At 70.8% G+C, this 25,552-nt stretch carries 18 protein-coding genes; 14 read left to right on the top strand and 4 right to left on the bottom strand.

Translation table 11 applies throughout. From position 1 onward, the window contains the following. The first annotated feature begins 235 nt into the window (after positions 1 to 235). Both OG928_RS07470 and OG928_RS07465 read left to right on the top strand, forming a co-directional pair. A complete protein-coding gene (locus tag OG928_RS07470; RefSeq protein WP_406280799.1) occupies positions 236 to 1,543 on the top strand; it encodes an AAA family ATPase in 1,308 nt (435 codons plus the stop codon). Next, positions 1,543 to 3,429: a tetratricopeptide repeat protein gene (locus OG928_RS07465; protein ID WP_406280798.1), complete on the top strand. Its 1,887-nt coding sequence runs from the start codon at positions 1,543 to 1,545 to the stop codon at positions 3,427 to 3,429. The genes OG928_RS07470 and OG928_RS07465 overlap by 1 nt, the downstream gene beginning before the upstream one ends. A 109-nt stretch (positions 3,430 to 3,538) precedes the next feature. Here the strand turns inward: OG928_RS07465 and car are convergent, their stop codons facing one another. Further along, complete coding sequence (gene car, locus OG928_RS07460; protein ID WP_406280796.1) at positions 3,539 to 7,204, bottom strand: carboxylic acid reductase; 3,666 nt, start codon at positions 7,202 to 7,204, stop codon at positions 3,539 to 3,541. 58 nt (positions 7,205 to 7,262) lie between these two features. Further along, positions 7,263 to 8,681: an MFS transporter gene (locus tag OG928_RS07455; protein ID WP_406280794.1), complete on the bottom strand. Its 1,419-nt coding sequence runs from the start codon at positions 8,679 to 8,681 to the stop codon at positions 7,263 to 7,265. Between the two features lie 309 nt (positions 8,682 to 8,990). Between OG928_RS07455 and OG928_RS07450 the strand changes: the two genes are divergently transcribed. From OG928_RS07450 to OG928_RS07395, 12 genes are read left to right on the top strand one after another with little or no spacing between them, the layout of a single operon-like run. Next, positions 8,991 to 10,640 (top strand): 2-isopropylmalate synthase, encoded by a 1,650-nt coding sequence (locus tag OG928_RS07450; RefSeq protein ID WP_406280792.1) that lies wholly within the window; start codon positions 8,991 to 8,993, stop codon positions 10,638 to 10,640. Further along, a complete protein-coding gene (locus OG928_RS07445) occupies positions 10,637 to 11,140 on the top strand; it encodes a MaoC family dehydratase (protein ID WP_406280790.1) in 504 nt (167 codons plus the stop codon). The genes OG928_RS07450 and OG928_RS07445 overlap by 4 nt, the downstream gene beginning before the upstream one ends. Beyond that, a complete protein-coding gene (locus tag OG928_RS07440; RefSeq protein WP_406280788.1) occupies positions 11,137 to 12,084 on the top strand; it encodes an isopenicillin N synthase family dioxygenase in 948 nt (315 codons plus the stop codon). Before OG928_RS07445 ends, OG928_RS07440 begins: the two co-directional genes overlap by 4 nt. Then, complete coding sequence (locus OG928_RS07435; protein ID WP_406280786.1) at positions 12,081 to 12,941, top strand: HpcH/HpaI aldolase/citrate lyase family protein; 861 nt, start codon at positions 12,081 to 12,083, stop codon at positions 12,939 to 12,941. The genes OG928_RS07440 and OG928_RS07435 overlap by 4 nt, the downstream gene beginning before the upstream one ends. Positions 12,942 to 12,955: 14 nt before the next feature. After that, positions 12,956 to 13,858, top strand: a complete 903-nt coding sequence (locus tag OG928_RS07430; RefSeq protein WP_406280784.1) for a hypothetical protein — start codon at positions 12,956 to 12,958, stop codon at positions 13,856 to 13,858. Between the two features lie 29 nt (positions 13,859 to 13,887). After that, on the top strand, positions 13,888 to 14,772 hold the full coding sequence (locus OG928_RS07425; protein ID WP_406290835.1) for an alpha/beta hydrolase: 885 nt from the start codon (positions 13,888 to 13,890) through the stop codon (positions 14,770 to 14,772). Further along, the gene (locus tag OG928_RS07420) at positions 14,769 to 15,995 is read left to right on the top strand and encodes an aminotransferase class I/II-fold pyridoxal phosphate-dependent enzyme (RefSeq protein ID WP_406280782.1); all 1,227 of its coding nucleotides are present in this window, start codon (positions 14,769 to 14,771) and stop codon (positions 15,993 to 15,995) included. The genes OG928_RS07425 and OG928_RS07420 overlap by 4 nt, the downstream gene beginning before the upstream one ends. Further along, positions 15,992 to 16,882 (top strand): ornithine cyclodeaminase family protein, encoded by an 891-nt coding sequence (locus OG928_RS07415; RefSeq protein WP_406280780.1) that lies wholly within the window; start codon positions 15,992 to 15,994, stop codon positions 16,880 to 16,882. The genes OG928_RS07420 and OG928_RS07415 overlap by 4 nt, the downstream gene beginning before the upstream one ends. A gap of 39 nt (positions 16,883 to 16,921) precedes the next feature. Further along, complete coding sequence (locus OG928_RS07410; protein ID WP_406280778.1) at positions 16,922 to 18,397, top strand: aminopeptidase P family protein; 1,476 nt, start codon at positions 16,922 to 16,924, stop codon at positions 18,395 to 18,397. Beyond that, complete coding sequence (locus OG928_RS07405) at positions 18,394 to 18,564, top strand: hypothetical protein (RefSeq protein ID WP_406280777.1); 171 nt, start codon at positions 18,394 to 18,396, stop codon at positions 18,562 to 18,564. The genes OG928_RS07410 and OG928_RS07405 overlap by 4 nt, the downstream gene beginning before the upstream one ends. Continuing rightward, entirely contained in the window at positions 18,557 to 20,053 is a 1,497-nt protein-coding gene (locus tag OG928_RS07400) for an amidase (RefSeq protein ID WP_406280775.1), read from the top strand. The genes OG928_RS07405 and OG928_RS07400 overlap by 8 nt, the downstream gene beginning before the upstream one ends. After that, positions 20,040 to 21,293 carry a hypothetical protein gene (locus OG928_RS07395; protein WP_406280773.1) on the top strand — a complete coding sequence of 418 codons (1,254 nt, stop codon included), beginning with the start codon at positions 20,040 to 20,042 and terminating at the stop codon, positions 21,291 to 21,293. The genes OG928_RS07400 and OG928_RS07395 overlap by 14 nt, the downstream gene beginning before the upstream one ends. Positions 21,294 to 21,320: 27 nt before the next feature. Here OG928_RS07395 and OG928_RS07390 read toward each other — a convergent pair whose 3' ends face one another. Continuing rightward, a complete protein-coding gene (locus OG928_RS07390) occupies positions 21,321 to 24,032 on the bottom strand; it encodes a LuxR C-terminal-related transcriptional regulator (RefSeq protein ID WP_406280771.1) in 2,712 nt (903 codons plus the stop codon). After that, positions 24,029 to 25,477, bottom strand: a complete 1,449-nt coding sequence (locus OG928_RS07385; protein ID WP_406280769.1) for an aminopeptidase P family protein — start codon at positions 25,475 to 25,477, stop codon at positions 24,029 to 24,031. The genes OG928_RS07390 and OG928_RS07385 overlap by 4 nt, the downstream gene beginning before the upstream one ends. Positions 25,478 to 25,552: the final 75 nt, after the last annotated feature.

Here is a 25,552-nt window from a genome sequence, read left to right as displayed (position 1 = left end):
TCGCGCATGGCCGGCCGCACGGATCGCTGTTGCCGGACCTGCCGGACCTGCCGGTGTGGCCGGTCGCTTGACCGAGCCGGCCACCACTACGTCGCGCGCGGTCTTCGCCGTACGCCTTGGCCACAAAACGCTGAACAGGGCCACGCCTTGGCCGTAAAACGCTGAACAGGGCGTGGGCCAAGGCGACGACACAACAACAGCGTTAGCCTCCCGGAGGATCTTTGAATGGAGCAGCATGTCGGAAGCGGATTCCCCTGAAAGCCCTCTGGTCAAGGCGCTGCGCCAAGCGGTCGCGGCGGCACCCGACCAGCCCGGGTACCGCCTGCACCTCGCGCAGGCGCTGATCGCCGAGGGTGCCACGGTCGACGCTGTAATGGAGATCGCCGAGGCGTTGCGGCTGGATCCGAGCTCGGCTCAGGCGCGTGAACTGATGGCCGAGGCTGTCGGTCAGCCCCCCGGCGCCGCGCCCGCCCCGGCCACCAGGCCCGCAGCCCCGACGCCGTCCGCCTCAGCCGCCGAGGTACGGACGCCGACGGAGAGCGCTCCCGCCTCCGCGCAGAACTCCTTCGACTGGTCGGCCGCCGAGGCCGAACTGGAGGGCATCGCGAAGCCCGAACGCTTCCGCGCGGCGAACGACGACGAGGCCCGGCCGGAGCCGGCCGACGCTTTCGACACGGAGCGTCCCACGGTCACGCTCGCTGACGTCGGCGGCCTCCAGCAGGTCAAGGACCGCCTCAACAGCGCTTTCCTCGCCCCCATGCGCAACCCCGAATTGCGCCGCCTGTACGGCAAGTCGCTGCGCGGCGGCCTCCTCCTGTACGGCCCGCCGGGTTGCGGCAAAACGTTCATCGCGCGTGCGGTGGCGGGTGAGCTGGGCGCGTCGTTCATCTCGATCGGTATCTCGGACGTGCTCGACATGTGGACCGGCAGTTCCGAGCGGAACCTGCACGAGATCTTCATGACCGCGCGCCGCCAAGCCCCGTGCGTGCTCTTCTTCGACGAGGTGGACGCGCTGGGACAGCGCCGCAGCCAGTTGCGCAGCAGCGCCATGCGCACCACCGTCAACCAGTTCCTGCAGGAGCTGGACTCGGTCGATGCCCAGAACGAGGGCGTGTTCGTGCTCGGCGCCACCAACAGCCCGTGGGATGTCGACACCGCGCTCCGTCGCCCCGGCCGCTTCGACCGCACCCTGCTCGTGCTGCCACCGGACGAGGTCGCGCGCGAAGAGATCCTGCGCTTCCACCTGCGGGAGCGCCCGATCCAGGAGATCGACGTGACGTCGCTCGCCAAACGCACCGACGGCTATTCGGGCGCGGACCTGGCGCACCTGTGCGAGTCGGCGGCCGAGAAGGCGCTCGTCGCATCGATCCGCACCGGCGAGGTGCGGCTCATCGGCATGCCCGATTTCGACACCGCCCTGGGCGAGCTGAAGTCATCGGTCACGCCTTGGTTCGAGGCGGCCAAGTCGGTGGCGCTGTTCGCGAACGAGGGCGGCGCGTACGACGACCTCGTCGCCTACCTCCGCGAGAAGAAGCTGCTCTGATGCCGACGGAGCGCGCCACCGACGCCTTGGGCAGGGAAGTCGATCGGGCGTGCAGCCTCATCGATCTCCGTAGGTACGCCGAGGCAGAGCCGGTGCTGCGCCGCCTCCTCGCGGCCGATCCCGAGCACGTCGACGGCCTGAATCAACTTGCGCGGTTGCTGTATTGCGACGACCGCTTGGACGAGGCCGCCGTGGTCGCCGGCCTCCTCATCGCCCGTCGCCCGAACGCCGCTCGGGGCCACCGGCGCCTCGCCTGGGTCCGCTATGCCCAGAACCGCACGGCCGAGGCCGAATCGCACGCCCGCCGCGCGATCGCACTCGCCCCGGATGCCGTGGACTCGTGGGTCCTGCTGGGGAACGTCCTGACCCTGCTTCCCGGCCGCGTGGACGAGGCGCTGGCGGCCGCCGACGAGGCCATCCGGCTGGACGCCCACAGCAGCGATGGATACGAGGTCCGCGGCATCGCGCACAGCCGGATGTACCGCTGGCCGGCTGCCGAGGCCGCGCTGGCCGACGCCCTCGCTCGGGCCCCACACAGCCCGGACATCCAGGCAAGGATGGCTCTGGTCAAGCTGTGGCTCGGGCACGTGGAAGAGGCTCGCGACCTGCTGATGACCTGCCTGCGTCTGGACCCGTCGCCGAGGACCATCCGCCGGGTGATTCGGGACATCGAGACCAACGCAATCGTCGAGCAACTGGCCGATGTCTACGCCTTGGTTTGCGCTGCGGTCGGGCACCCCCGTCTCGGCGTGCCGGGAAGCGCCGGTAGTGACGGCGAACTCCTCACCCAACAAGCGCGGTTGGTCAGGGAGATGTGGCAGGCGGCGGCGACCTACGGACACGCGTGGCCTCAGGCGACCCGCGAGCGGGCGCGCGCTCTGGTCACCGCGATCCTGGCGGCCGACCCGACGCACTGTGCAGGCCGCGAGGCGGCGATGGTCATCGCCGACGAAGACGGCGACCACGTCACCGCGCGCGGTCTGGCGGCCGGCCTGCTCGCCGATGGGTACGATGCCGAATCCCGTACCCACTGCATCGCCATCGACGCCGACGTGGAGCTTGAACGGCCCCACGAGGCCCTCGATCGTGCGGAGGCCGCAGTGTCCCGGCACCCACACGACATCGAACTCGCTTGCCGGCACTGGCGCGTACTGCTCTTACTGGGGCGTCAAACCGAGGCAGTGGCGGTGGCCGCCCACGCGACCCGGCTCGCGGCCGAGGACCATCGCCACCCGCTCATCGAACTCGCTCGCATACAAGCCGAGTCGGGTTGTCAGGCCGAGGCCATGCGGTCATTGGACGTGGTCCTGGCGCTGACGTCCGGTGCCTCCCTGGGTCGCTTGCAACGGGCCGGACTGCTTATCAGGGCCTATGACTTCGTCGGCGCCGAGAAAGAGCTGACGTCCGGGGATCCGCCGTTGACCGACGGGGTAACGCATGCGCTGCTCGCCCACTCCCGCATCGTCCAAGGCAAGTGGACGCAGGCACTGGCCGACTACGAGAGCGCGCTTGTCGCGCCTATTCACACGTCGAAAATGCCTCGGCTCATTCGGGACATGATTCGGTCCGCGGGGATCCCGGATCTTTTCCGCAACGTCTACGTCGACGCGCTGGCTCGGCTGGGCGAGGAGGAAGCCCCGGATGTTCCGACGAAGGTCAGGGGGGAACGCCTCTACGGGATGGTGGGCTTCCTGATGCTGACGGTGGCGCAAGGAGAGGCGGAGGCGCTGCGCTGGGCACGTGTCTGCGAGGCGGAGGCGCGCGCTCTCGACCCGGATCACGAGGCCGCTTCCACGTTCGCCGCAATCGTCGCCAACCCGGAGTCCGCCGACGCTCGCGGTGCTGTCGCGGCCATACGTGCCCGCCTGTACCCCACCCGCACTTAGTGACCAGCCGGGAACGTTTTTGTTTCATGGTCGTAGGTCGTCGGCCCCGATGTGCGGCTCGGTCTCGGTAAGCGCGGCGTGGGTGTGCTCGATGTCGTGCACGGGCGTCTCAAAGCATGTCGAGCATCGTCAGGTCCGCGACGCACTTGGCGATGAAATCCGATGAGATCGAGGGCACGAGGCCGCCGCCCACGCCGAGGTCGCCGACTGCTGTGGTGAACCGTGTGGCCGGTATCGCGGAGATTGGTCTCGGCTCGGCCGGGTGGGCGTAGGCATGCATCAAGGGGAGCAGGGACAAGCGGCGTTGGTGGTCGGGGATGCCTCGCATGGCTGCCTCGAAGCGCATGCGCCACTGCTCGTAGTCGTCGAAGCGGGTGATCGGGTGGCCCGCGCGGACGAGCCAGTCCACGATTTCGTCGAGTGAGATGCCGTCGTCGTTCGCGTTGACGGTGTTGTAGGTGACGTACCCGTCGGGATTTTGCGCGCTGAGGGATGCGATCGCCTGGGCCGTGAAGTCGACGGGCAGGCCGCTGTAGTGGGCCCGCCGGCGATTGCCGTCCGCGTCGAGCCGGTAGAAGGAGCGCGGTGCCATGCCCGTCGCGACGATGCTGAGGATCAGCCTGGTGAACCGGTCGGTCGGGTTCAGGCCGCCGGGCAGGCCGCGGTGGGCCAGGATCATGTCGGGGCGGAACACCACGACCGGCAGGCCCGTTCGGTCGTGGGTCTCCCGCAGGAGGACCTCGCCGGCCCACTTGCTGGTGGCGTATCCGTTCGCGTCGGAGTCGTTCAGGCGGCGTGACGAGGACGCCGCGCGTACGTCGATCGCCTCGTCGAGGAACGACCCGTCGGGCTCCATCGCGGCCGCGATGGTCGAGACGTAGGTGAACCGCTTCATCCGACGGGTGAGCGCGAGCTCGATCAGTTCCGCCGTCGCGGCGACGTTCGGCGCGAACAACCGGCTGTACGGGAGCACGTGGTTGACCAGGGCCGCGGTGTGCACGATCCGATCGGTCTCGGTGGCCATCCGCTCCCACGTCACCTCGTCCAGGCCCAGTTTCGGCGCGGACACGTCGGCGGCCAGGACCTCCAGATGCTCCGCCGCGATCGTGTCGAACCAGTCGGGTCGGTCCGCCGACGCGGCGCGCAGGCACTGGAGCACGCGTTGCCGGGCGGACGCGTCGTCGGCCGCGCGGGCCAGACATGTCAGCCGTCCGCCCGTTTCGGCGACGCGCTGGAGGCACTCGATCGCCAGGAACCTGCCGAGGTACCCGGTCGGCCCGGTGAGCAGCACGTTTCGGGCCGGGTCGGCCCGGTCCGGTGGCTTCGGGGCCCGGGCGAGGACCCGCTCGTCGACGAACCGGTCGGGGGTCAGATCGCTCGCCCTCACCTCGACCGCGTCGCGACCGTGTACCGAGGCGAACGTGGGGCGCGGCGCGTGTGTCCCACGCGCCGAGCCGATGGGATCCGCGATGGGGTCCGTGAGGTGATCCGCGATGTAGTCCGCGATGCGGGTCAGCGTCGAGGTGGGACCGAAGACGACCTGGACGGGGACCTCGATGTCGAAGATCTGCTCGAGGACCGTCGAGAAGGTGTGCGCCGACAGGGAGTCGCCGCCCAGATCGGTGAAATCGGCCTCCGGTCGAACCGACGCCGAGGGGTAGCCGAGAGTGATCTGAACCGCGGCGAGGACCGCGTCCAACGGTGCGACGCTCCGACCGGCGGCCCGCAGCGCCGCGAACCGGCCCGCGCGGCCGGCCGCGATGTCCGCGTACAACTGCTCCAGCCGAGCGCCGTAGCGCTCCTTGAGGGCGGGGCGCAGGAGCTTGCCGACCCCCGACAGCAGTCCGTTCTCGACCGTGAACGGCCGCGGTTCGAGGACGATGTCATAAGGGACCTCGTACGCGTTGAGGCCCGCCTCGCGGGCGAGTTCCCGCATCGAGTCCAGGATGGTCGCCCGTATCGCGTCGTCGGCCGTCGCGCCGTCTTCGGCCTGCGCAGCCCGATCCCGGTCGGGGACGACCACCGCGAGCAGGAACGCCTCCTCGCTGCTGCCGTGGACGTGGATCTGTGCGATGTACGGGCTGGTCGAGTACATCGCCTCCAGCCGGGATATGGCGACGAACTCCCCTTGGGAGAGCTTCACGACGTTGTTGATCCGGTCGACGTAGACCAGTCGGTCGGGTGCGAGCTCGGCGAATACGTCACCCGTCTTGTAGTAGCCGTCCTCGTCGAAGGACTGTGCGTTCACCGCGGGCTGCTTGTAGTACCCCGGCACCAACCCGACCGATTTCAGCCGGAGTTCGCCCCGGGGGTGGGGCTTGTCGGTCGCGAAGTAGCCGAGTTCCGGCACGTCGACCAGCCGATAGTCGGTCACCGGCGGACGGCGCACCCGCCGATCGACGACGACCGCCCGGGTCGTCTCCGTCGACCCGTAACAGTCGACGACCTTCGTACCGAGGACCGACGCCATGAACGCGTGCATCGCCGCCGACAACGGCGCGCTTCCACACAGGGCGCTGACGATCCGGCCGCCGAGCATGCCGTCCCGGACCTGGTCGCGCGCGGCCGCTTCGGCATCCGATCGAGCGGTGCCGGTGCCGGTGTCGTTTCCGGTACCGGAGCCGGAGCCGGAGCCGGAGCCGGAGCCGTTGCCGGTGCCGGATCCGCCGCCCGTACCGGTGCGGGAGAGGCGATCGGCTTCGAGCAGGTACTGCTGGTACACCATGTCGCAGATCCTCGGCACCAGGCTCAGCACGGTGGGCCGCGACAGGCGGATGTCGTCGAACAGCGTGGACATGTCGCTACGGGCCGCGAAGTACCCGATACCGCCGGAGGAAAGCCCGGAGATCAGCCAGGCGCGGCCGTTGACGTGGCTCATGGGCATGTAGTGCAGGACGATCGTCGGCACCGGCGTATCGCGGCTCGCCCCGGCGTTGGCCATGCCGCTGCGGCCGGTCTGCCACATCCTCGTGGTCATGGACGCGGTGTACATCGCACCCTTGGGTGTGCCGGTGCTTCCGGACGTGTAGATCAGGCCGACCAGCCGATCCGGATCACCGTCGTCACACGGTTCCGCGGCGGGCAGTCGCCCGCCACGGCGCAGTTCGTCCTGGAGGGACACCACCGCGGCTCGCCCGTTCAGCTTGTCGACGGCGGCCCGAAGAGCCTCTTGGTGGTCGTCCACGTGTGCGTCGCAGTCGAAGACGACCAGGCGTTCGATGGAGTCGGACGCCAGGACGGCGTCGACCGCGGCCTCGATCGAACCGATGTCGGCGGCGAGGATCCGCGGCCCCGTTTCGGCGATGATGGGCGCCAGTCGTACCACGGACGATCCGATGGGCAGCGGAACCGACACCGCCCCCAGGTACATGCAGGCCAGGTCGATCGTGGCGTGGTCGACGCCGGTGAATCCGAGCACTCCGACGAAGTCGCCGACGCGTATGCCGCCGGCGACGCGGTCGGCCCAGGCGTTGGCCAGCATGCCCACCCGCCGCCACAGCTCGGCGTAGGTCAGCGTCTCGAACCGGGGCAGGAGTTCGAGCGTGCGGCGGCCGGTGACGGGATCGCGGACGATGCGCGTGGCTCGGTGTCCGAGCGCCGGTCGGTCCGCGTAACCGCTCATGGCGGCAGCGATGGTGCCGATGAGGCTGCCCTCGGAGCGTCGGATGGCCTCGGCGACGCTCGGCGACGAGGCCGCTCGGGCGAATTCGGGATCGTTCGCCCGGAGGGCCTCGACCCGAGACGCGAGGTCGCGACCCGCCTGGTGCTCAGACATGAGTGCTCCGGTATGTGATGAGTCCGATGAACCGATGCCCCGAGGACCGTGCACGGCACTAGGCGGTGTGGGCGGGCAGTCTTCGACCACCGAGGCCGGCGGCCACCGCCATCAGCAGATAGGCCACGACGGCCGCGAGCGCCGGTGCGGCGATGTTGTCGCCGGACTGGAGACCGCCGATCAGGGCGACGCCGATCATGGTTCCCGACTGTCGGGCCGCCGACAGCAGTCCACTGGCGATGGCCATGCGGTGCTGCGGGGCCGTCGCCATGACCAGGGTGATCTGCGGCACGGTCGCGAGACCGAAGCCGAGTCCGATGAACGTGAGCCCGATCCCGACACCGATCGGGGCGTCACCGCCCACGACGATCAGCAGCAGCCCGCCGACCAGGGTCAGGAATGTCGCGACGACCAGGACCCGTAGGGGGCCGAGTCCGGCGTTGACGCGTCCGGCGACCAGGGGCATGAAGGTGATCGGCAGCGCCGAAGGCAGGAAGCAGAGTCCGGTGGCGACCGGACCGTAACCGTGCACCTGCTGGAGGAACACGCTGATGGAGAACACCAGCCCGTAGTAGCCGGTGAAGAGCAGCAGGCCCACCGTGACGAAGCCGCGAAATCCCGGGGCTCGGAACAGGTCGCTCGGGATCATGGGGAACGCGTACGTGCGCTGTCTGACCACGAAGGCGGCGAACGCGACGAGCGCCGTCACGGATGCCACGACGGGCAGCGGGGCGGTCCAGCCCAGCTCGCGCCCTTCGGTGAGAGCCAGCGCGACACCGCCGAGGAAGACGATGGCCAGGAACTGCCCCGGGACATCCTGGGGTTCCTTTTTCTTGTCCTCCTTGTCCTCCCTATCCTCCTTGTCCCCTTCGCTCCGCGGCATATGACGGGCCGAAAGCCACAAGGTGACCAGGACGACCGGCACATTGACGAAGAAGATGCTCCGCCATCCGACCGCCGCGACGAGGGCGCCGCCGAGAATGGGGCCGAACGCGACCGGGCTGCCGGCGACCATCGCCCAGACGGCCACGGCTTTGGCACGATCGTTCGGGTCCTTGTAGGTGTCGGAGAGCATCACCAACGTGGCAGGCACGAGCAATACCGCGCCAAGTCCCTGTGCCGCCCGCATGGCCACCAGCACGGCGCCGTCGGGAGCGGCTCCGCACAACAGGGATGTCACCCCGAACACGGCGATGCCGAGGCGGAACATCGGCACCGCGCCGTACCGTCCGACCGCCGCGGCTCCGGCCAGCACGAGGCTGGCGAGGACGATCACGTACGCGTCGACGACGAGCTGCATCGTCGCCAGGCTCGCGTGCAGGCTGGAACGGATCGCCGGGATCGCGACGTTGACGATGCTGATGTCGATGACGATCATCCCGTAGCCCAGGCTGACCACCGCCAGAACGCGGCCGGGTCGCAGGGCCGCATTGCCCACTTTCGGCGCGTAGTTGTCGGAACTGGTCGAGTTGGCCATGGAGGTTGCCATTTCGCATGAGGCGGTGACACGAGGCAGTGAATTCGTTGCCGAGCAGTGTTGCGAAATCCTAGCCGTGTCGAAACCGGTGACGTCAACCGGGAAATCTGCCGGCCGGGCCTGAATACGCTGAATTAGTCCGATTCCAGGGTTCGGTCTAGAGGATCCTCTGATTTCCCGCCGTGGTGCGCGCTCGTACTGTCGGAGCGCTGAGAACTGCGAGAGGGAGTCATCGTGGGAGTAAGTGCAACGGGCTCGCCATTTTCTTTGTCGGGGCAGCATCGGGGATTTCCGCAGCGCCCCTCGTCGATGCCGTTTCACCGCTATGCGCGGGACGAGCCGACGGGGCGGCCGGCCGGCCGGTCGCGAGGGTGGCCCGATCGGGTGCTCGATCGCGCTCCGGTGTGGGCCTCGGTCGATCTCCGGGACGGGAATCAGGCCCTGGCCGAGCCCATGGACATGCGCCGGAAGAAGCGCATGTTCGAACTGCTCGTCGCGATGGGTTTCAAAGATATCGAGATCGGATATCCGGCGGCGAGCGTCGACGATTTCGATTTCGTTCGGGAATTGGTGGCCAAGGAGGGGATTCCGGACGACGTGACGGTGTCGGTTTTCACGCCGGCCCGCCCCGAACTCATCGAGCGGACCTTCGACGCGATTCGCGGAGCCGAACGCGCGGTGGTGCATTTGTGTCACGCGACGGCGTGTCTGTGGCGCGAGGTGGTGTTCGGCATGTCGCGGGAGGAGGTCCTGCGCATGGCCGTCGACGGCGCGCGGCACATGGTGCGGCTGGCGGAGCGCGAGACCGGCTCGGACATCCGGTTCGAGTACTCGCCGGAGACCTTCAACGTGACCGAGCCTGAGTTCGCGCTGGAGATCGCGAACCGTGTCGCGGAGGTCGTCGACGCCACACCCGACCGGCCGCTCGTGCTGAATCTCCCGACCACCGTGGAGACGCACTCGCCCAATGTCTTCGCCGACCAGGTGGAGTGGATGCACCGCAACCTCGATCGACGGGAGTCGATCATCCTGTCGGTGCACCCGCACAACGATCGAGGTACGGCCGTCGCGTCGGCCGAACTGGCGCTGCTGGCCGGGGCCGACCGGGTCGAGGGCACGCTGTTCGGCAACGGCGAGCGCACCGGGAACGTCTGTCTGGTGACGCTCGCGCTCAACCTGTTCAGCCGCGGCGTCGATCCCGAGCTGGAGATCTCCGACATCGACGCCGTCCGCGAGATCGTCGAGGACTGCAACCGGTTGCCGGTGCACCCGCGACACCCCTACGCCGGAGACCTGGTGTACACCGCCTTCTCCGGCACCCACCAGGACGCCATCGCGAAGGGCCTGGCGGCGCTGGCCGCGAGCGGCGGTCGGGACGTCGGAGACCTGGCATGGCAGGTCCCGTACCTGCCGATCGACCCGAAGGACGTCGGCCGCGACTATCAGGCGATCATCCGCGTGAACAGCCAGTCGGGCAAGGGCGGCATCGCCTATGTGCTGAAGACCGGTTGGGGGCTCGACCTGCCGACGGGACTGCGGCGCGACTTCGCGACCGCCGTCCAGGACGTCACCGACGCCACGGCGCGCGAACTGGGCCCGGCCGAGATCTGGCGGCTCTTCCAGGAGACCTACTGCGTCGACGACTCGCCCGCGTCGCGCCCCGATGCCGACGAGCGCGAGGTCGTCGTGGAGCTCGCCGCGGCGTATGGAGTCGAGTTCACCCAGGTTGTCGTCACGAGCAGGTCGGCCGCAACGGCGGCATCAACCGCATCAGCCACATCAGCCGCATCAGCCACGACGGCCGAGTCGAAAGCCTGTTTCGCGGCCCTGGACGCGGGAGGCCGGACGTTCTGGGGAGTCGGCCTGGCCCCGACGGCCGCCGACGCGGCGCTGAGATCGGCCCGGTCGGCACTGCGCCGAGCCGGCATCGAAGCCGGCATCGAAGGAGAGAAGCGGTGAAGACGAACTCATTCGTCGCCGTCGGCCCCGGAACCTACCGGGAAGACGGCGGCATGGTCTACGAGGACTTCGTCCCCGGCGAGGTCGTCGAGCACCGGCCGGGCCGGACGATCACCATGAGCGACAACGTATGGAGCTCCCTGCTCTGCCTCAACCAGCATCCGCTGCACATCGACGCCGTCTACGCCGAGCAGACCGCGTTCGGCCGGCTGGTGGTGTCGAGCCTGGTCACCTTCGGGATCGTCAACGGGATGACCGTGGCCACCATCAGCTCCAAGGGCGTCGCCAACCTCGGCTGGGACAAAGTGCGGCTGACCGCACCGGTGTTCGTCGGCGACACGCTCTACGCGCGGACCCGCATCCTCACCAAGCGGGAGTCGAGGAACCGGCCCGGTGAAGGGATCGTGACCGTCCACACCACCGGCCTGAACCAGGACGGCGCGACAGTGATCGAATTCGAGCGGACGATCCTCGTCCCCCGGCAGAAGGAAGACCGATGATCCCGGTCATCACCTTGGAACCGGCGCGCCCGGAGGCCGAGCGGGAGGTCGCCGACGAGATCTCCGAAGCGTGCCGGCGAACGGGATTCTTCATCGTGCGCGGCCACGGGATCGCCCCCGAGGTCTTCGACGACGCCTACGCCGCGTCGCTCCGCTTCTTCCGGCTCCCGCTCGTCACGAAGCGCGAATTCGCGATGCGTACGAGCACCGTGCGCGGCGACAACGACTACAGCCCCTACGGACACAGCGCTCTGCTGTCCGAGAACGCCTACGCCTACACCGGCAAGCACGGCATGCCGTCGGACTACGTCGAGAAGTTCAGCGTCGGCCGGCTGATCCTGCGCGACGACGAGGACCTGCCCTTTCCCGCCGACGAGACGGGTGCGGCGCTCCGCACGGCACTGAAGCGGTACTTCGAGGCATGCGAGAGCGTGGCCGGCCGGATCGCCGAGCTGCTGGCCCTGGCCCTCGACCTGCCGCGCGACTTCTTCGCCACCCGGACGGACACGTCGAACGACTCGCTCCGATCGCACCTCTACCCGGGAATCGCCCCGGAGTTCGTCAACGACCAGGGCATGGGGCAGCACACCGACGGCACGCTGATCACGCTGCTCACCCAGGACGGCCCCGGCCTGCAGATCCAGGATCGCTCGGGCCGGTGGCTGGACATCGACGTCCGAGACCGCGACAGCTTCATCGTCAACATCGGTGACCTGATGGCCCGTTGGTCGAACGACGAGTACGTCTCGACGCCGCACCGGGTCCGGCTCGCCGACCGGCGGCGGCAGTCCATCGCGTTCTTCAAGCTGGCCAACGACGACACGGTCATCGAGTGCTTCCCGAAGTTCGCGACGGACCGCCCCGCGAAGTACGAGCCGATCCGCTACGAGGAGTTCTCGCTGCGGAAGATGAACCTGCTGTTCGGAAGGGAGAGCGCACGATGAAGCCGCACGCGAGTCTCCTCTACACCCCGGCGTTGCTGCTGGATTCGGTGGCCCGGCCGGGCCGGGTCCGGGCGGACATGCTCGTTTTGGACCTGGAGGACTCCACCCATCCGGTCAGGAAGGCCGAGGCGCGCGCGGGCCTGGCGGCGGCGGACCTGACCCGGGCCGGGCTGCCCGCCCTCGGCCTGCGGGTGAACAGCATCGCGACCTACGACGGCCTGGAGGACATGAAGGCGTTGATCGACCAGGACGCCATGATCGGCGGCGTTGCGATCGACGCGATCTTCATCCCCAAGATCGCCGGACCCGGCGACGTGGCGGTCTACCGGTCACTGCTCGCGCGTACCTCGCACCCGCCGCGCGTCGTCAGCTTCATCGAGACCGTCGACGCCGTCGAGAACGCCTTCGCCATCGCCGCGGTGAGCGACGGCCTGTGCTTCGGCCAGGCCGACCTGACGGCCGAGCTGTACGCCGCGAACGAGACGTACCTGGACTACGCGCGGGCCCGGCTCTGTGTCGCCGCGGCCAGGCACCGGCTGCCCGCCATCGACACCAACTCGTTCGAACTGCACGACCTGGCCCTGGTCGAGGCGCAATGCCGGGCGGCGCGGGACGCCGGATTCACCGGCAAGGCCGCCATCCACCCCCGGCAGGTGGACGTGATCGCCGAGGCATTCTCGGTCGGCCCGGACGAGATCGCCGAATACCGGCGCGTCGTCGAGGACTACGACAACACGCCCTACGGCTTCGCGGTCGAGAAGGACCGCGTGCTGGCCCCGCCGTTCGTCCTGCGGGCCCGGCGCATGCTCCAGCTCCACGCGGCCGATGCCGAAGCCGCTCCGTACCGGCACCAGTGAATCAGGAGACCGCAGTGAAGATCCTGCCGCAGCACGCGATCATCGACGTGTCGGCCCACGAGACCAAGCTCGTCGACGGGCGTCTGCACCGGGTCGGCGACGAGCTCGTCGACGAACTGGTGGAGCTCGTGTCCGGCGGCGCCGGCGTCGCCGTCTGCCGCGGCGTCGACCGGACGCTGGCGCAGCACGGGCTGGACGTCCACGACGAGCGGGACGCCTCGGTGGCGCGCGACTATCTGGAGTCGCTGTTCCGCGCCTTCGGCGAGCGGGTGGACGTCTCGGCGTTCAGCCCGGTCCCGATGGGCTACGACCGCATCGCCGGCATGGACGTCGACGGCTACAACAAGAACACCCACTTCACCCCGAACGGCGACCACACCACCGAGCGCGAGTTCCTGACGACCAAGTGCGTGCACTTCGACGCCGCGACGTCGTTCATCGCGAACATCTACGGACCCAACACCAACATCGACGGCGGTCTGCCGATCGTCTGCGACACCCGCGCCTACTGCCGGGACTCGGAGGTGCCGCCCGCCGACCTCGTCGAGCTGATGCCGCACAGCTTCAACGTGGCGGTCAAGGAGGAACACGCCGGGCGGATCCTGGCCGGCTACGCGAGCGCGGTGGACGTCGACCTGTCCGCCGACCTGGTGATGATCGTCCTGTTCAACGAGGTGGACGGCGGGCTGGCGCACGCCGGCTCCCAGCCCCGCCCGGCCGATCCGGGCAAGCCCGCGCGCCGCCCCATCCGGCACCTGGAGTACCAGTTCGCCGACAGCGACGAGCTGGCGAAGTGGTACCGGCACTACCGCCTCCAGGTCCCCGAGCCCGGCCTCGAGGTGCCGGACGAGGCCGCGCGCGAGCGCTACCACCGCGGCGTCGACCCGGTCGGCGTCGAGGGCGGGGCACCCCGGTGACGACACCGACGGGATTCGCCGTGCCCGTCATGTCCGAGAGCGAGGTCGCGGAACTCGAAGAGCTTCTGGCGGTGCTCGCGGCGGACGACTGGCCCGACGCCATCGACGAGGCCCGGCTGTTCTACGACTCGTGGGGCACGCCGATCGCCGACGACATCGAGGTCGAACACCGCGACGGCGGGTATCTGTTGACCCCGCCGAACGTGACGGGCTCCCGGACGGGGCTCTACCTGCACGGCGGCGGATACGTCTACGGATCGCTGCGCAGCCATGGCGGACTGGTGTCGGAGATCGCGAGGGCGGCCGGCTGCGGCATGTTCTTCGTCGACTACCGGCGAGCCCCCGAGCACCCCTACCCGGCGGCGCTCGACGACGCGGTGGCGGCCTACGAGAGCCTGCTCGCGACCGGCGTCACGCCCTCGAACGTGGTGTTCGCGGGTGACTCGGCGGGCGGCGGCCTGGTGCTCGCGACGCTGCTCAAGCTCCGGGACCTGGGGCTGCCGCTGCCGGCCGCGGCGGCGTGCGTGTCACCGTGGACCGACCTGGCCGGCACGGGGGACAGCTTCCGGACGGTGGCGGACGAAGACCCCTTGGTCAGCGAGCACATCGTCGCCCTGGTCACCGGGTCGTACCTGGCGGGCGTCGCGCCGACGACTCCCTACGCGTCCCCGCTGTACGGGGATCCGGCCGGGCTGCCGCCGGTGCTCATCCAGGTGGGCAGCCGCGAGATCCTGCTCAGCGACGCGGAGCGATTCGCGGCCGCCCTGCGGCGCGCCGGGTCCACGGGCGTGCTCGAGGTCTGGCCCGGCATGGTGCACGTGTGGCATCTGCACTACACACGGCTGGCCAAGGCGCGCCAGGCCATCGCCCGGCTCGGCGGCTGGCTCGGTTCCCAGGCCGGTGATGTCCGGTGAGCCCCGACATCGTCGGCCCGCACCGGTTCCGGAACAACCGGAAGATGGTGCCTGCGAGCGAGGCCGCATGGGGCCTGGCCGAGAAGCACGGGATGCTCGGGCTGGTGGTCGAGGCCGTCGACGGCCAGAACCGGCTGCGCGAGATCCGGACCGGGCACGAGTTCGCCAACCTGTCGTCGTGCTCGTACCTGGGGCTCAACAGCCACCCCACGGTGATCGAGGCGGGGCGGGCCGCGCTGGCCGAGGAGCGGATCACCGGCCTGTCCATGGGCGAGTTCCGGATCCGGCTGGGGATCCTGGACCGGCTGGAGGAGGAGCTCGCCGAGCACTTCGGCGCCCACGTCCTGCCGTCCGTGTCCTGCGGGGTGTTGAGCGCGGCGATCCTGCCGCTGCTGGCCTCCGGACATCTGACGGACGGCGAGCCCCTGGTCGTGGTCTTCGACCGGTTCGCGCACTTCTCCATGAACTTCCTCAAGCCCGTCGTCGCCGACGAGACGCTGGTTCTGACCTGTCCGCACAACGACATGGAGTTCCTCGAGGACGTCTGCAAGCGGTACCCGCGGGTCGCCTACGTCTGCGAGGGCGTCTACTCGGTCGGCGGACAGGCGGACCTGGAAGGGATCAAGGCTCTTCAGGACCGCTACGGCATGTTCGTCTACCTCGACGACTCGCACGCGCTGTCGGCCGTGGGCGATCACGGCCAGGGCTACGCGCGCACGGTGTTCGAGGACCTCGGTTCCCGGACGATCGTCGTCGCGTCGATCGCCAAGGCGTTCGGCAGCACCGGGGGCATCGCGATGATCGGCGAGCGCGACGTCTACGAATTCCTGTACCGGTCGGGGCCGTTGGCCTGGTCGCAGGGGCTGCGGACGGCCGCGGTCGGTACCACCCTGGGCGCCCTGGAAGTGCACCGCGGCCCGGAGCTCGGGGAGCGCCGGCGACAACTCGCGCGCAACATCGAGCTCTTCGACGACCGGCTGCGCGGACACGACGTCCGGGGCGGCGGATCGCACATCAAGTTCGTCACCGTCGGCGACAACGACCGGTCGGTGCGGCTGTCGACCGAGCTCTACCGGCGCGGCTACTACTGCTCCGCCATGTTCTTCCCGATCGTGGCGCAGGGGCAGGCGGGCGTACGGATGATGCTGCGGGGCGACATGCCGACGGAGCTGACCGAGAGGTTCGCGACCGACCTCGTGGACGTGCTGGCGGGGCTCGCATGACACTCGTGCTCCCGGAAGTCTCGACGGACGACGTGACCGCCGTGGCCGAGCTGATGCGGGACGGCCTGCGCGGCGGGGCGGTGCGCCGGATGATCGTGCCGATGCGGCAGGTCGTCGAGGACGAGCGGGGCGTCAGGTTCGTGTCGATGCCGGCCGTCTCCGCCGACCACGGGCTCTACATCGCCAAGACCGCCACCATCGCCCACGGGCCGGGGCCGACCGTGACGTCGGTGGTCCCGGTCTTCTCGACGGCGACCGGGGAACTGCTGGCGGTGCTGGACGGTACGGCCGTGACCAACCTCAAGTGCGCCGCCGTGACGGCCGTGGTCACCGACCGCTGCGCCGCCCCCGACAGCGCCGTCCTCGGGATCATCGGCTCCGGGGTGCAGGCATGGCATCAGTATCTGGGCGTCTCGGCGGTGCGGGAGATCTCGCGGGTGCGGGTCCACTCCCGTACCGCCGCGCACGCCGAGGCGCTGTGCGAACGCATCCGGGCCGCGGGCCGGGCCCGGGCCGTGGCCTGCGCGTCGGCCGCGGAGGCCACCTTCGGAGCGGACGTCGTCTCCACGGCGACCACGTCGGTTCTGCCGCTGCCGATCGCCGCCGACCTGCCGGACCACGTGCACATCAACTGCATGGGCGCGCACACCCCGCAGTCGCGCGAGCTGCCGCGCTCGTTGCTGGCCGCCGGCACGCTCATCGTCGAATCCGTCGAGACCGCCGTCGCCGAGGCCGGCGAGATCCACCGCGCGGCGCTCGACCTGGAAGCCCTGGAGACCGGCGACCACACCCGGCTCGACGGTCGCACCACCGTCTTCAGCTCCACCGGCCACGCCTCACTGGACCTCATCACATGCGCCCACCTGGTGGCGCCCCAACACCGCTGAACGCAACGCTGAACGCAACGAAGAAAAGGAAGACCGAACGTGGGAAACATCGGCAAGGAAGAACTCACCGGGGCGCACGACACCGAGATCCCGGCCGAATTCGTCGAGTACATGACGAGCGGCCGACGCGAACAGGAGACGGTTCTCGTCCCGGTTCCCCAGCTCGACCGGATGGCGGCCCGCCGCGCCGCGCTGTCGAACGCCTTCCCGGGCGAGACGCTGGTCGTCCCGACCGGCCGCATCCAATGGCGGACCTTCGGGGGGCCCTACCCGTTCCGCGGCGGCAGTGACCTGCTGTGGCTCACCGCGGATCAGGACCCGAACTCGGTGCTGGTCATGCACCCGATCGCGGGCGGCCACGACGCCGTGCTGTACGTGGACCCGCGGCACGACCCGGCGTCCGGCGTCGGCTACCTGGACCGCATCCTCGGGGAGGCATGGCAGGGCCGGTGCCTGTCGCCGGAGGAGAAGTCCACCGTGCTGGGCGTGCACACCCGCCCCATCGGCGAGCTTCCGGCGGCATTGGGGCGGGCCGGCGCGACCGTCCGGGTCCTGCGCGGCTACGACGCGACCATCGACCGGGGCCTGCTGCCCGCGACCGAGGAGAACGCGGCCCGGGACGCCCTGCTCGCGAGCGTGCTCGCGGAGCTGCGTCTGGAGAAGGACGACTGGGAACTGGCGCAGATCCAAGAGGCCGTCGACATCACCGTGCGCGGCTTCGAGGACGTCGCCCGGCAGCTGCCGACCGATCGCGCGATCTCCGAGCGGCTGATCGAGGGCATCTTCGCCACGCGCGCGCGCCACGACGGGAACGGCGTCGGCTACAGCTCGATCGTCGCCGCCGGCGCGAACTCGACCATCCTGCACTGGGGCCGCAACGACGGGGTGGTCCGGCCCGACGGGATCATTCTGATGGACATGGGGGCCGAGGCACGCAGCTGCTACACCGCCGACGTGAGCCGCGTCCTGCCGGCCTCCGGAACGTTCACCACCGCGGAGCGGGACGTCTACGACATCGTGTACGCGGCGCACCAGGCGGGCCTGGCGGCCATGGCGCCGGGAGTCGCGTTCCAGGACATCGACCTGGCCTGCAAGCGGGTGCAGGCCGAGGGCCTGCGCGACCTGGGCGTCATGAAGTGCGGTGTCGAGGAGGCGTTGGAGGACAAGCGGCAGCCGTACCGCCGGTGGACCCTGTGCGCCTTCGGGCACATGCTCGGCCTGGACGTCCACGACTGCGGCCACGCGCGCCCGGAACACTACGGACAGGGCGTGCTGCGCGAGAACCAGGTGCTGACGATGGAGCCCGGCCTGTACCTGCAGCCGCACGACGAGCTGGTCCCGGAGGGGCTGCGCGGGATCGGCATCCGGATCGAGGACGACGTGCGGGTGACCGGCGACGGCGTGCAGGTGCTGTCGGCGGCGCTGCCCGCCGCCTCGCGGGAGGTCGAGTCCTGGCTCGCCGCGCAACGCGAGGCCGGCCCGCGCCTGCCCGGCCACGACGGCCCCGCGGCATGACCGCCGAGCACGACGCGGCCGAGGTCGCGGAGGGGGAGTTCGCGTCCAACCTCGAACGTCTCGGCATCGAGATGCCGCCGGACCTGGCGCCCGGCGTCCTGGCCGGCTACCGCTCGCTGCGGGCGATGATGGAGCTGCTGCGCACAGTGGAGACCGCGGATGCCTGACATCGACACCACCGGGCCCGGCGCGCTCGCCGAGCTGTCCGTCGCGGAGGCCGGCACGCTGCTGCGCGCCCGGAGGATCACCTCGGTGGAACTGGTGGAGAACGCGCTGGGGTTGATCGAGGCGCACGACGCGACACTGCACGCCTTCGTGCTGGTCCTGCGGGAGCAGGCGCTGAGCCGCGCTCGGCAGGCCGACCTGGACCTGCGCGCCGGCCTCGACCGCGGTCCCCTGCACGGAATCCCGTACGCGCTCAAGGACATCTTCGCCACCGAGGGCGTACCCACGACGAACCAGTCGTGGTTGACGGTCTCGGACGTCGCCGCCGAGGACAGCGCCGTGGAGGCCCGACTGCGCGCCGGCGGCGGCGTCCTCCTGGGCAAGCTGACCACCTACGAGTTCGCGCTCGGCGGGCCCAGCGAGGACCTGCCCTTCCCGGCGGCGCGGAACCCGTGGAACGGCGAGCACATTCCCAGCGGTTCGTCGTCGGGGGCGGGGGTCGCCGTGGCCGCCGGGTTCCTGCGCGTCGCGTTCGGATCCGACACCGCCGGCTCGATCCGCGGCCCGGCGTTCCACTGCGGGACCGTCGGCCTGAAGCCGACCTACGGCAGCGTGTCCGGGTACGGCGCCACCCCGCTGTCGCACACCATGGACCACTTCGGCGCCCTGGGGTGGACGGTGGCCGACACCGCCGCCGCGCTCCAGGTCGTCGCCGGACCCGACGCGCGCGATCCGCGCACCCGCGACGCGCCGGCGCCGGACTTCCTCGGCGGACCGATCGGGGATGTCCGGGGACTGCGCGTGGCGTACTCGACCGCCTGGTACGCCTCGGATCCCGCGACCCTGCCGGAGATCACCGAAGGCATCGAGCGGGCCCTGGCCCACCTCGACAAACTCGGCGCGATCGTCGAGGAGTGCGAGCTGCCGCCGTACGAGGAACTGGACGCCTGCGGCCGGATCATCCTGGCGGCGGAGGGGTTCGCCGTGCACGAGCGGAACCTCCGCCGCTTCCCGAGGTCGTTCGGCCGCTTCACGTACCAGAAGTTGATGCCCGGCGCCGGGGTCGGCGCGAGCGACCTGCTCCGCGCGCTGGACGTGCGTCGGCGGCTCGTCGAAGCGTTCCAGCGGCGGGTGTTCGCCGACCACGACGTGCTGATCACCGCCTGCGGCCAGACCACCGCGTCCCGATTCGACGACTTCCCCACCGACTGGCCGCCGCCGAGGCCGGCCAACGACATGCAGACGATCCCGTTCGCGGTCACCGGACACCCGGCCATGTCCCTGCCCCTCGGGTTCGCCGCGAACGGCCTCCCGATCGGGTTGCAGCTCGTGGGGCGCGCGTTCGGCGAGGCGAGCCTGTTCCGGGCGGGGGCGGCGCTGGAGGCCGAGTTCGGCCGGCGCGACACCAGGCCGGTGTTGACCAGGGGCGGCGACAACGTCCCGTACCGCCACCCCGACACGGATCCGGAGCCCACCGATGTTCGCCGATGAGAACCGCGCCTTCCTGACCCGGCTGTTCGCCGAACACAGCCCGGACGATCTCGCCCTGGCCCGGCGCGGCTCCGACCGGCACCTGCGCGATCTCGGCTTCCTCTACCCGACGCTGCCCTGTCACTTCCGGCTGGATCGGGCGACCCACGACGAGCTCCTGTCGGCCACGGCCCGGCTGGTCTCGGCCCATCAAAAGGTCATGGAGCACGTGTGCTCGTCGCTGTCGCCCGGCGAACTGGCCGAGACGTTCCGCATCCCGGAGGCGATGGCGAGCCACATCGATTGGAAGCGGATGTCCGCGGGGATGGCCCTGGCCCGAGCCGACATCATCCCCACCGACTCGGGCTACGCCTTCTGCGAGTTGAACACGTTCTCCGGCGTCGGCGGCGGCGAGTGCCACCACAGCGCGAAGCTGCACGCCGAGTTGCTGGGTCATCCGGTGGCGGGCGCGTCGCCGTTCCTGGACCTCGCACGGCACTATCTGTCGCAATGCACGCGTCTGGGACTCGAACGCCTCGTCATCCTGGACTCCGTGCGGCACGCCGGGCGCGGCTACGGCCGCGACCAGCCGCTCGTGGACTTCCTGCGGGCCATGGCCCCGGATCTCGACGTCGTGTACTGCGACGAGACCTCCTACCGGCCGGAATGGCTACGCGCGCCGCACGCGCGCAAGACCCTCGTCCACCGGCTGATCACGTTCGCCGACACCGACGACGACGGCGCCTTCCTCAAGGCCGTCGACGACAGCGGCGCCACCGTCTCCTGCATGTTCGAGGCCGAACTCGGCATGCACCGCAAGTGGTTCTCGCTGCTGTGCGATCCCGGACTGCACCACCTGCTCGACGCCGCGGAGTCGGAGACCGTCCGACGGTATGTGCCCGAGACGTTCGACCTGGGGCCGGACAATCTCGACGACGTGCTGGCGGCCAGGACCGAGTACGTCTTCAAGCACAGCTACACCTACGGCGGCGACGGCGTCCTGATCGGCGCCGAGCACCCCGAACAGGCCCTGCGCGACCGCTTCCTGGCCGACGGCGCCGACACCTGGACCTGTCAGCGCATGGTCCGGGCGTCCACGCTGGACCTCCCGGTCGGGGACGGCTCGCAGGCCGCCTTCAGCTTCGTACTCGGCGTCTACGCCTACGGGGACCGGACGAACGGGGCGCTGGTCCGGGGCTCGGCCGACTCCAAGGTGGTCAACGCGTCGCGAGGCGCGATCTCCTGGGCCTTCGCCGACTGACGTCCACGGGGAGCGTCCCCGACCACGTCACCGGTTCGGGTGGCGCTTGTCCTTGTGGACGAGTGCCACCAACTGGATCCGCGACCGCACGCCGAGCTTGCGATAGATCCGGGTGAGCACCGCCTCGACGGTCTTGACGCTGACGTACAGGGAGGCCGCGATGTCACGGTTGCCGGACCCGTCGGCGACCAGCTCGGCGATCCGTTGCTCCGCGTCCGTCAAACCCGCGAGCCAGGCCGGCGCCCCGGTCCGCTTCGGCCGGCACGGCTGCCACAGCGGCGCACCCGCCTTGTGGAACACCGCCTCGGCCTCCGCGTGCAGTTCCCTGGCGCGGGCCGGGCGCCTGCGCCGGTGTTCGACGGCAGAGTGGGTCAGCAGCACCCGGCCGCACTCCAGCGGATACCCCAACCGTTCGAAGGCGTCGAGGGCCCGGGCGAGCAGCTTCTCGGCCGGCGCGAATTCGCCGGCCGCCGTGCGGCACAGCGCCTCGGCACGGTCGAGCGAGGCCAAGACACCGCGCCGCCCCAGCTCCTCGGCCCGACATCGGGCACCCGAGACGGTCCGCGTCGCGGCCTCGAGATCCCCGGCGGCGACAAGGGCTTCGGCGAGGTCGGCGTCGTAGCGGATCGCCGCCGGATCCCCGATGGACAGCTCCCGCACCAGATCCCGCACCCGGAGCAGATCCGCCAGGGCTCCGGCGGTGTCCCGCAGGAGCAGCCGCGTCATCCCGGACAGGTGCAGGCAGTGCGCGGCGAAGACCGTGTCCGTCTCCTCCTCCGACGCCGTCAGGCCCAGCTCCGCGTACGCGAGCGCCTGCTTCAGGGTTCCGCCCGCGAGTTCGGCGGTCGCCGCCGCGTACCACGGCGGGCCGGGGGACGCGCCCAGGTCGCGGGCCAGGGCCAGCAGCCGGCGGGCCTCCTCGCGGGCGGCCCGACCGTCGCCGCCGTGCGCGTGGACCTGGACGGTGCTGCCGAGGAGGCGAACCAGATCGGCGGGGCCACCGGCTCGTCCGGCCGCCGGGCGGAGCTCGTCGAGCAGCCGTGCGGCCTCGGCGAGCCGGTCGTCCAGTAAGGCGAAGCAGACGGCGACCCGCCGCGGATCGTAGGCGATCCGGCCGGTCCCGGTCGCCGCGCCCGGTCCCAGCGCGAGGCGAAGGGTCCCGGCGTGGTCCGGCGAGCCCCGGCCCTGCTGGATCCGGGCGGTCAGGGTGATGGCGGCGGCGCGCGACGCCGGGTCGCCGGACCGCTCCGCCCACTCCACGGCGTTCCGCGCGTGCGCCAGGGCCTCGGCGGGGTAGCCCCGGTTCAGGTGCGCGCTCCAGGCGAGACGCAGATGCGCCGCCGAGACCAGCGCCGGCTCGGCGGCGGCCGTGGCGTCGGCCAGCGCCTGGGCCGCGACGTCCGCCAGTAGCGCGGCGCCCCGCCCGGCGGCGTCGACGACGGCGATCCGGGCCTGGGCGCGTGCCGCGGGCCCGGCCCGGGTCCGGTCCAGCCGGTCCATGGCCGTCCAGGCGAGATCGAAGCGCCCGGCTGCCTCGGCGTCCCAGGCGGCCGCGACGAGCAGGTCGGGCCGGGTGCCGCCGGCGCGGTCGACCGCCAGCAGGGCGAACTCGGCGGCCCGGGTGTGGTCGCCCTGCTCCCGCGCGGCCGCGGCGGCATCGGCGAGCACGGGGACCAGGCGCGGGGCGACCTCGGCCGGGGCCAGGGCGGACGCCTCGTGCCACGTCCGGTCGTCGGCCCCGGCCGAGGCCGCCGCCAGGGCGTGGTGGGCGCGGCGCACCGCCTCGCCGCCGACCTCGGCGACGATGCCCTCCCGCACGACCGGTGCCGGGAAGGCCACGGCGCCGTCGGCCACGCGGATCAGCCCGGCGGCCTCGGCGGCGGCCAGGGCGGCGTCGGCGGACGGACCGGCGGCGCGGCGGATGGCGTCGAGCGAGGGATCGGCCGCCAGCGCCGCCAGCAGCAGGACCCGGCGCACCGGTTCGGCCAGGTCGGCCAGCCAGGCGCGCATCGCCTTGCGCGCGTACGGGGCCAGCGGCTTGGCGTCCAGCGCCGTGGCCGGCATCCCGGCGCGGGCCAGCCCGGCGGTGATGTCCGAGACCAGGCGCGGGCTGCCGCCGGTCGCGGTGTGGATGCGACCGGCGGTCCGCAGCGGGATGCCGAAGGATCGCACGACGGCCGCCGACTCCTGCGGGCTGAGCGGGGGGATCCCGATCTCGACCGCGCCGCCGCCGAGGACGTCGTGCGGCGACGGGCCGTCGGGCCGCAGCGCCGCCAGCAGCGACACGCTGCCGCGGCTGCGCCGCGCGGCGAAGCCGAAGACGTCCAGGCTGCCCGGCCCCCACCACTGCACGTCGTCGGCGGCCAGCAGCGGCCGGGCCCGCCGCCCCCATGCCTGAAGGCAGGACAGGACCGTGACCCGGAAGGTCGCGGTGTCGGGTTCCGGCCCCGCGACACGGCGCAGCACCCAGTCCATCGCCGAGCGCTGGGGATCCGACAGTTCGCCGTACACCTCGGCCGGGCAGGCGGTGAACAGGTCCATCAGGGGCGCGTAGGCGATGTGCGTGTCGGCGGGGGCCGAGCTGAGCCGTACCACCGGATCCCCGGCCGCCTGCCATGCCGTGCACACGGCGTCCAGGACTGCGGACTTGCCGAACCCGGTGGGCCCGACCACGGCCACCGCGCCGGCCTGCCGCAACTGGCCGCCGACCTGGTCCACCAGCGGGCGGCGCGCGGTCATCGCAGCGACGCCATCCAGGCCTCGACCTCGTCCGCGCCGCGGGGCAGGCCCGCCGACAGGCAGACCGCGCCGTCGGTGGTGACGAGGAAGTCGTCCTCGATCCGGACACCGATGCCGCGCAGTTCCTCCGGGATGGTCAGATCGTCGGGCTGGAAGTACAGGCCGGGCTCGACGGTGAGGACGTGGCCGGCCTCGAGCACGCCGTCCAGGTAGGTCTGGCGACGGGCACTGGCGCAGTCGTGGCAGTCCAGGCCGAGCATGTGGCCCGAGCCGCAGATGGTGAACCGGCGATACAGGCCGGAGTCGGGGGCGAGGGCCGCCTCGGCGCCGCCGGGCAGCAGGCCCCAGGCATCGAGGCCCTCGGCGACGACGCGCATCGCGGCGTCGTGGAAGTCGCCGAACCGCGCACCGGGCCGCAGCGCGGCGATACCCGCCGACTGGGCGGCGAAGACCAGGTCGTAGACCCGGCGCTGTACGTCGGTGAAGCGTCCGCTGACCGGCAGCGTCCGGGTGACGTCGCCGGTGTAGAAGGAGTCGGCCTCGACGCCGGCGTCGAGCAGCAGCAGGTCGCCGTCCCGCACCGGGCCGTCGTTGTGCATCCAGTGCAGGACGCACGCGTGCGCGCCGGCCGCCGCGATGGTCTCGAAGCCCAGTCCGTAGCCGTCCAGGCGGGCCCGCCGGTTGAAGGTGCCCTCGATCCAGCGCTCGCCCCGCGCGAGGCTCGTGGCGTGGCGCAACTCGCCGACGACGTCGTGGAATCCGGCGACCGTGTACCCCACGGCCGCGCTCAGCTGCTCGACCTCCCACTCGTCCTTGACCAGCCGCGACTCCGACAGGAAGGTGAGCAGTTCGGCCTCGGCCTCGCGGGCCGGTGCCACCAGCCCGTCGACGAGCACGTCCTCGCCGCGCACCACCCGGGTCGGGACGTTCCCGCCGAGGGCCCGTTCCAGGTCGTCGCGCGCGGCGACCTCGACACCGAAGGCGTCGGCGGTCTCCGACAGCGTCCGGCGCCGCCCCACCCAGAACTCGCCGTGGTGCCGGTCGCTGTAGAGCTCCGCGCGGTTGTGCTCGCCGTCGCGCGGCGAGCGCGGCCGGGTGAACAGGGTGACCGAGTGGCCGTTCCCGGTGGGTTCGAAGACGAGGACGCTGTCGGGGACCGCCTGCGTCCCCTGCTCGGCGGTGAGATGGATGAATGCGGAGTGCGGCCGGAACGTGTAGTCGAAGTCGTTGCTGCGGGTCTTGAGCCCGCCCGACGGAACGATGATCCGCTCACCGGGGAACCGCTCGGACAACGCCGCACGCCGCTTGGCCGCGTACACCGCCCCGGGCACGGGTTGCAGCTTCAGTCCCGTATCCGCCCACCCTTGCCGGAAGGACTCGGCCAACGCGGCCGACACCCTACGGTCGTGACTCTCGCCACCGCGTACCTCGTCCTGCGGCTTCATCGCGCGCCCCCGATCGTCATGTTCCGATTCTCAGGGGGACAGTACCATTTCACATATGACACTTCTATGGCTCGG

Origin of the sequence: Embleya sp. NBC_00896 (genome assembly GCF_045207785.1) — a bacterium.
Taxonomy (GTDB): Bacteria; Actinomycetota; Actinomycetes; order Streptomycetales; family Streptomycetaceae; genus Embleya.
The sequence above is the reverse complement of the archived record's forward strand: the minus strand, read 5'-3'. Positions and strand labels throughout refer to the sequence as shown.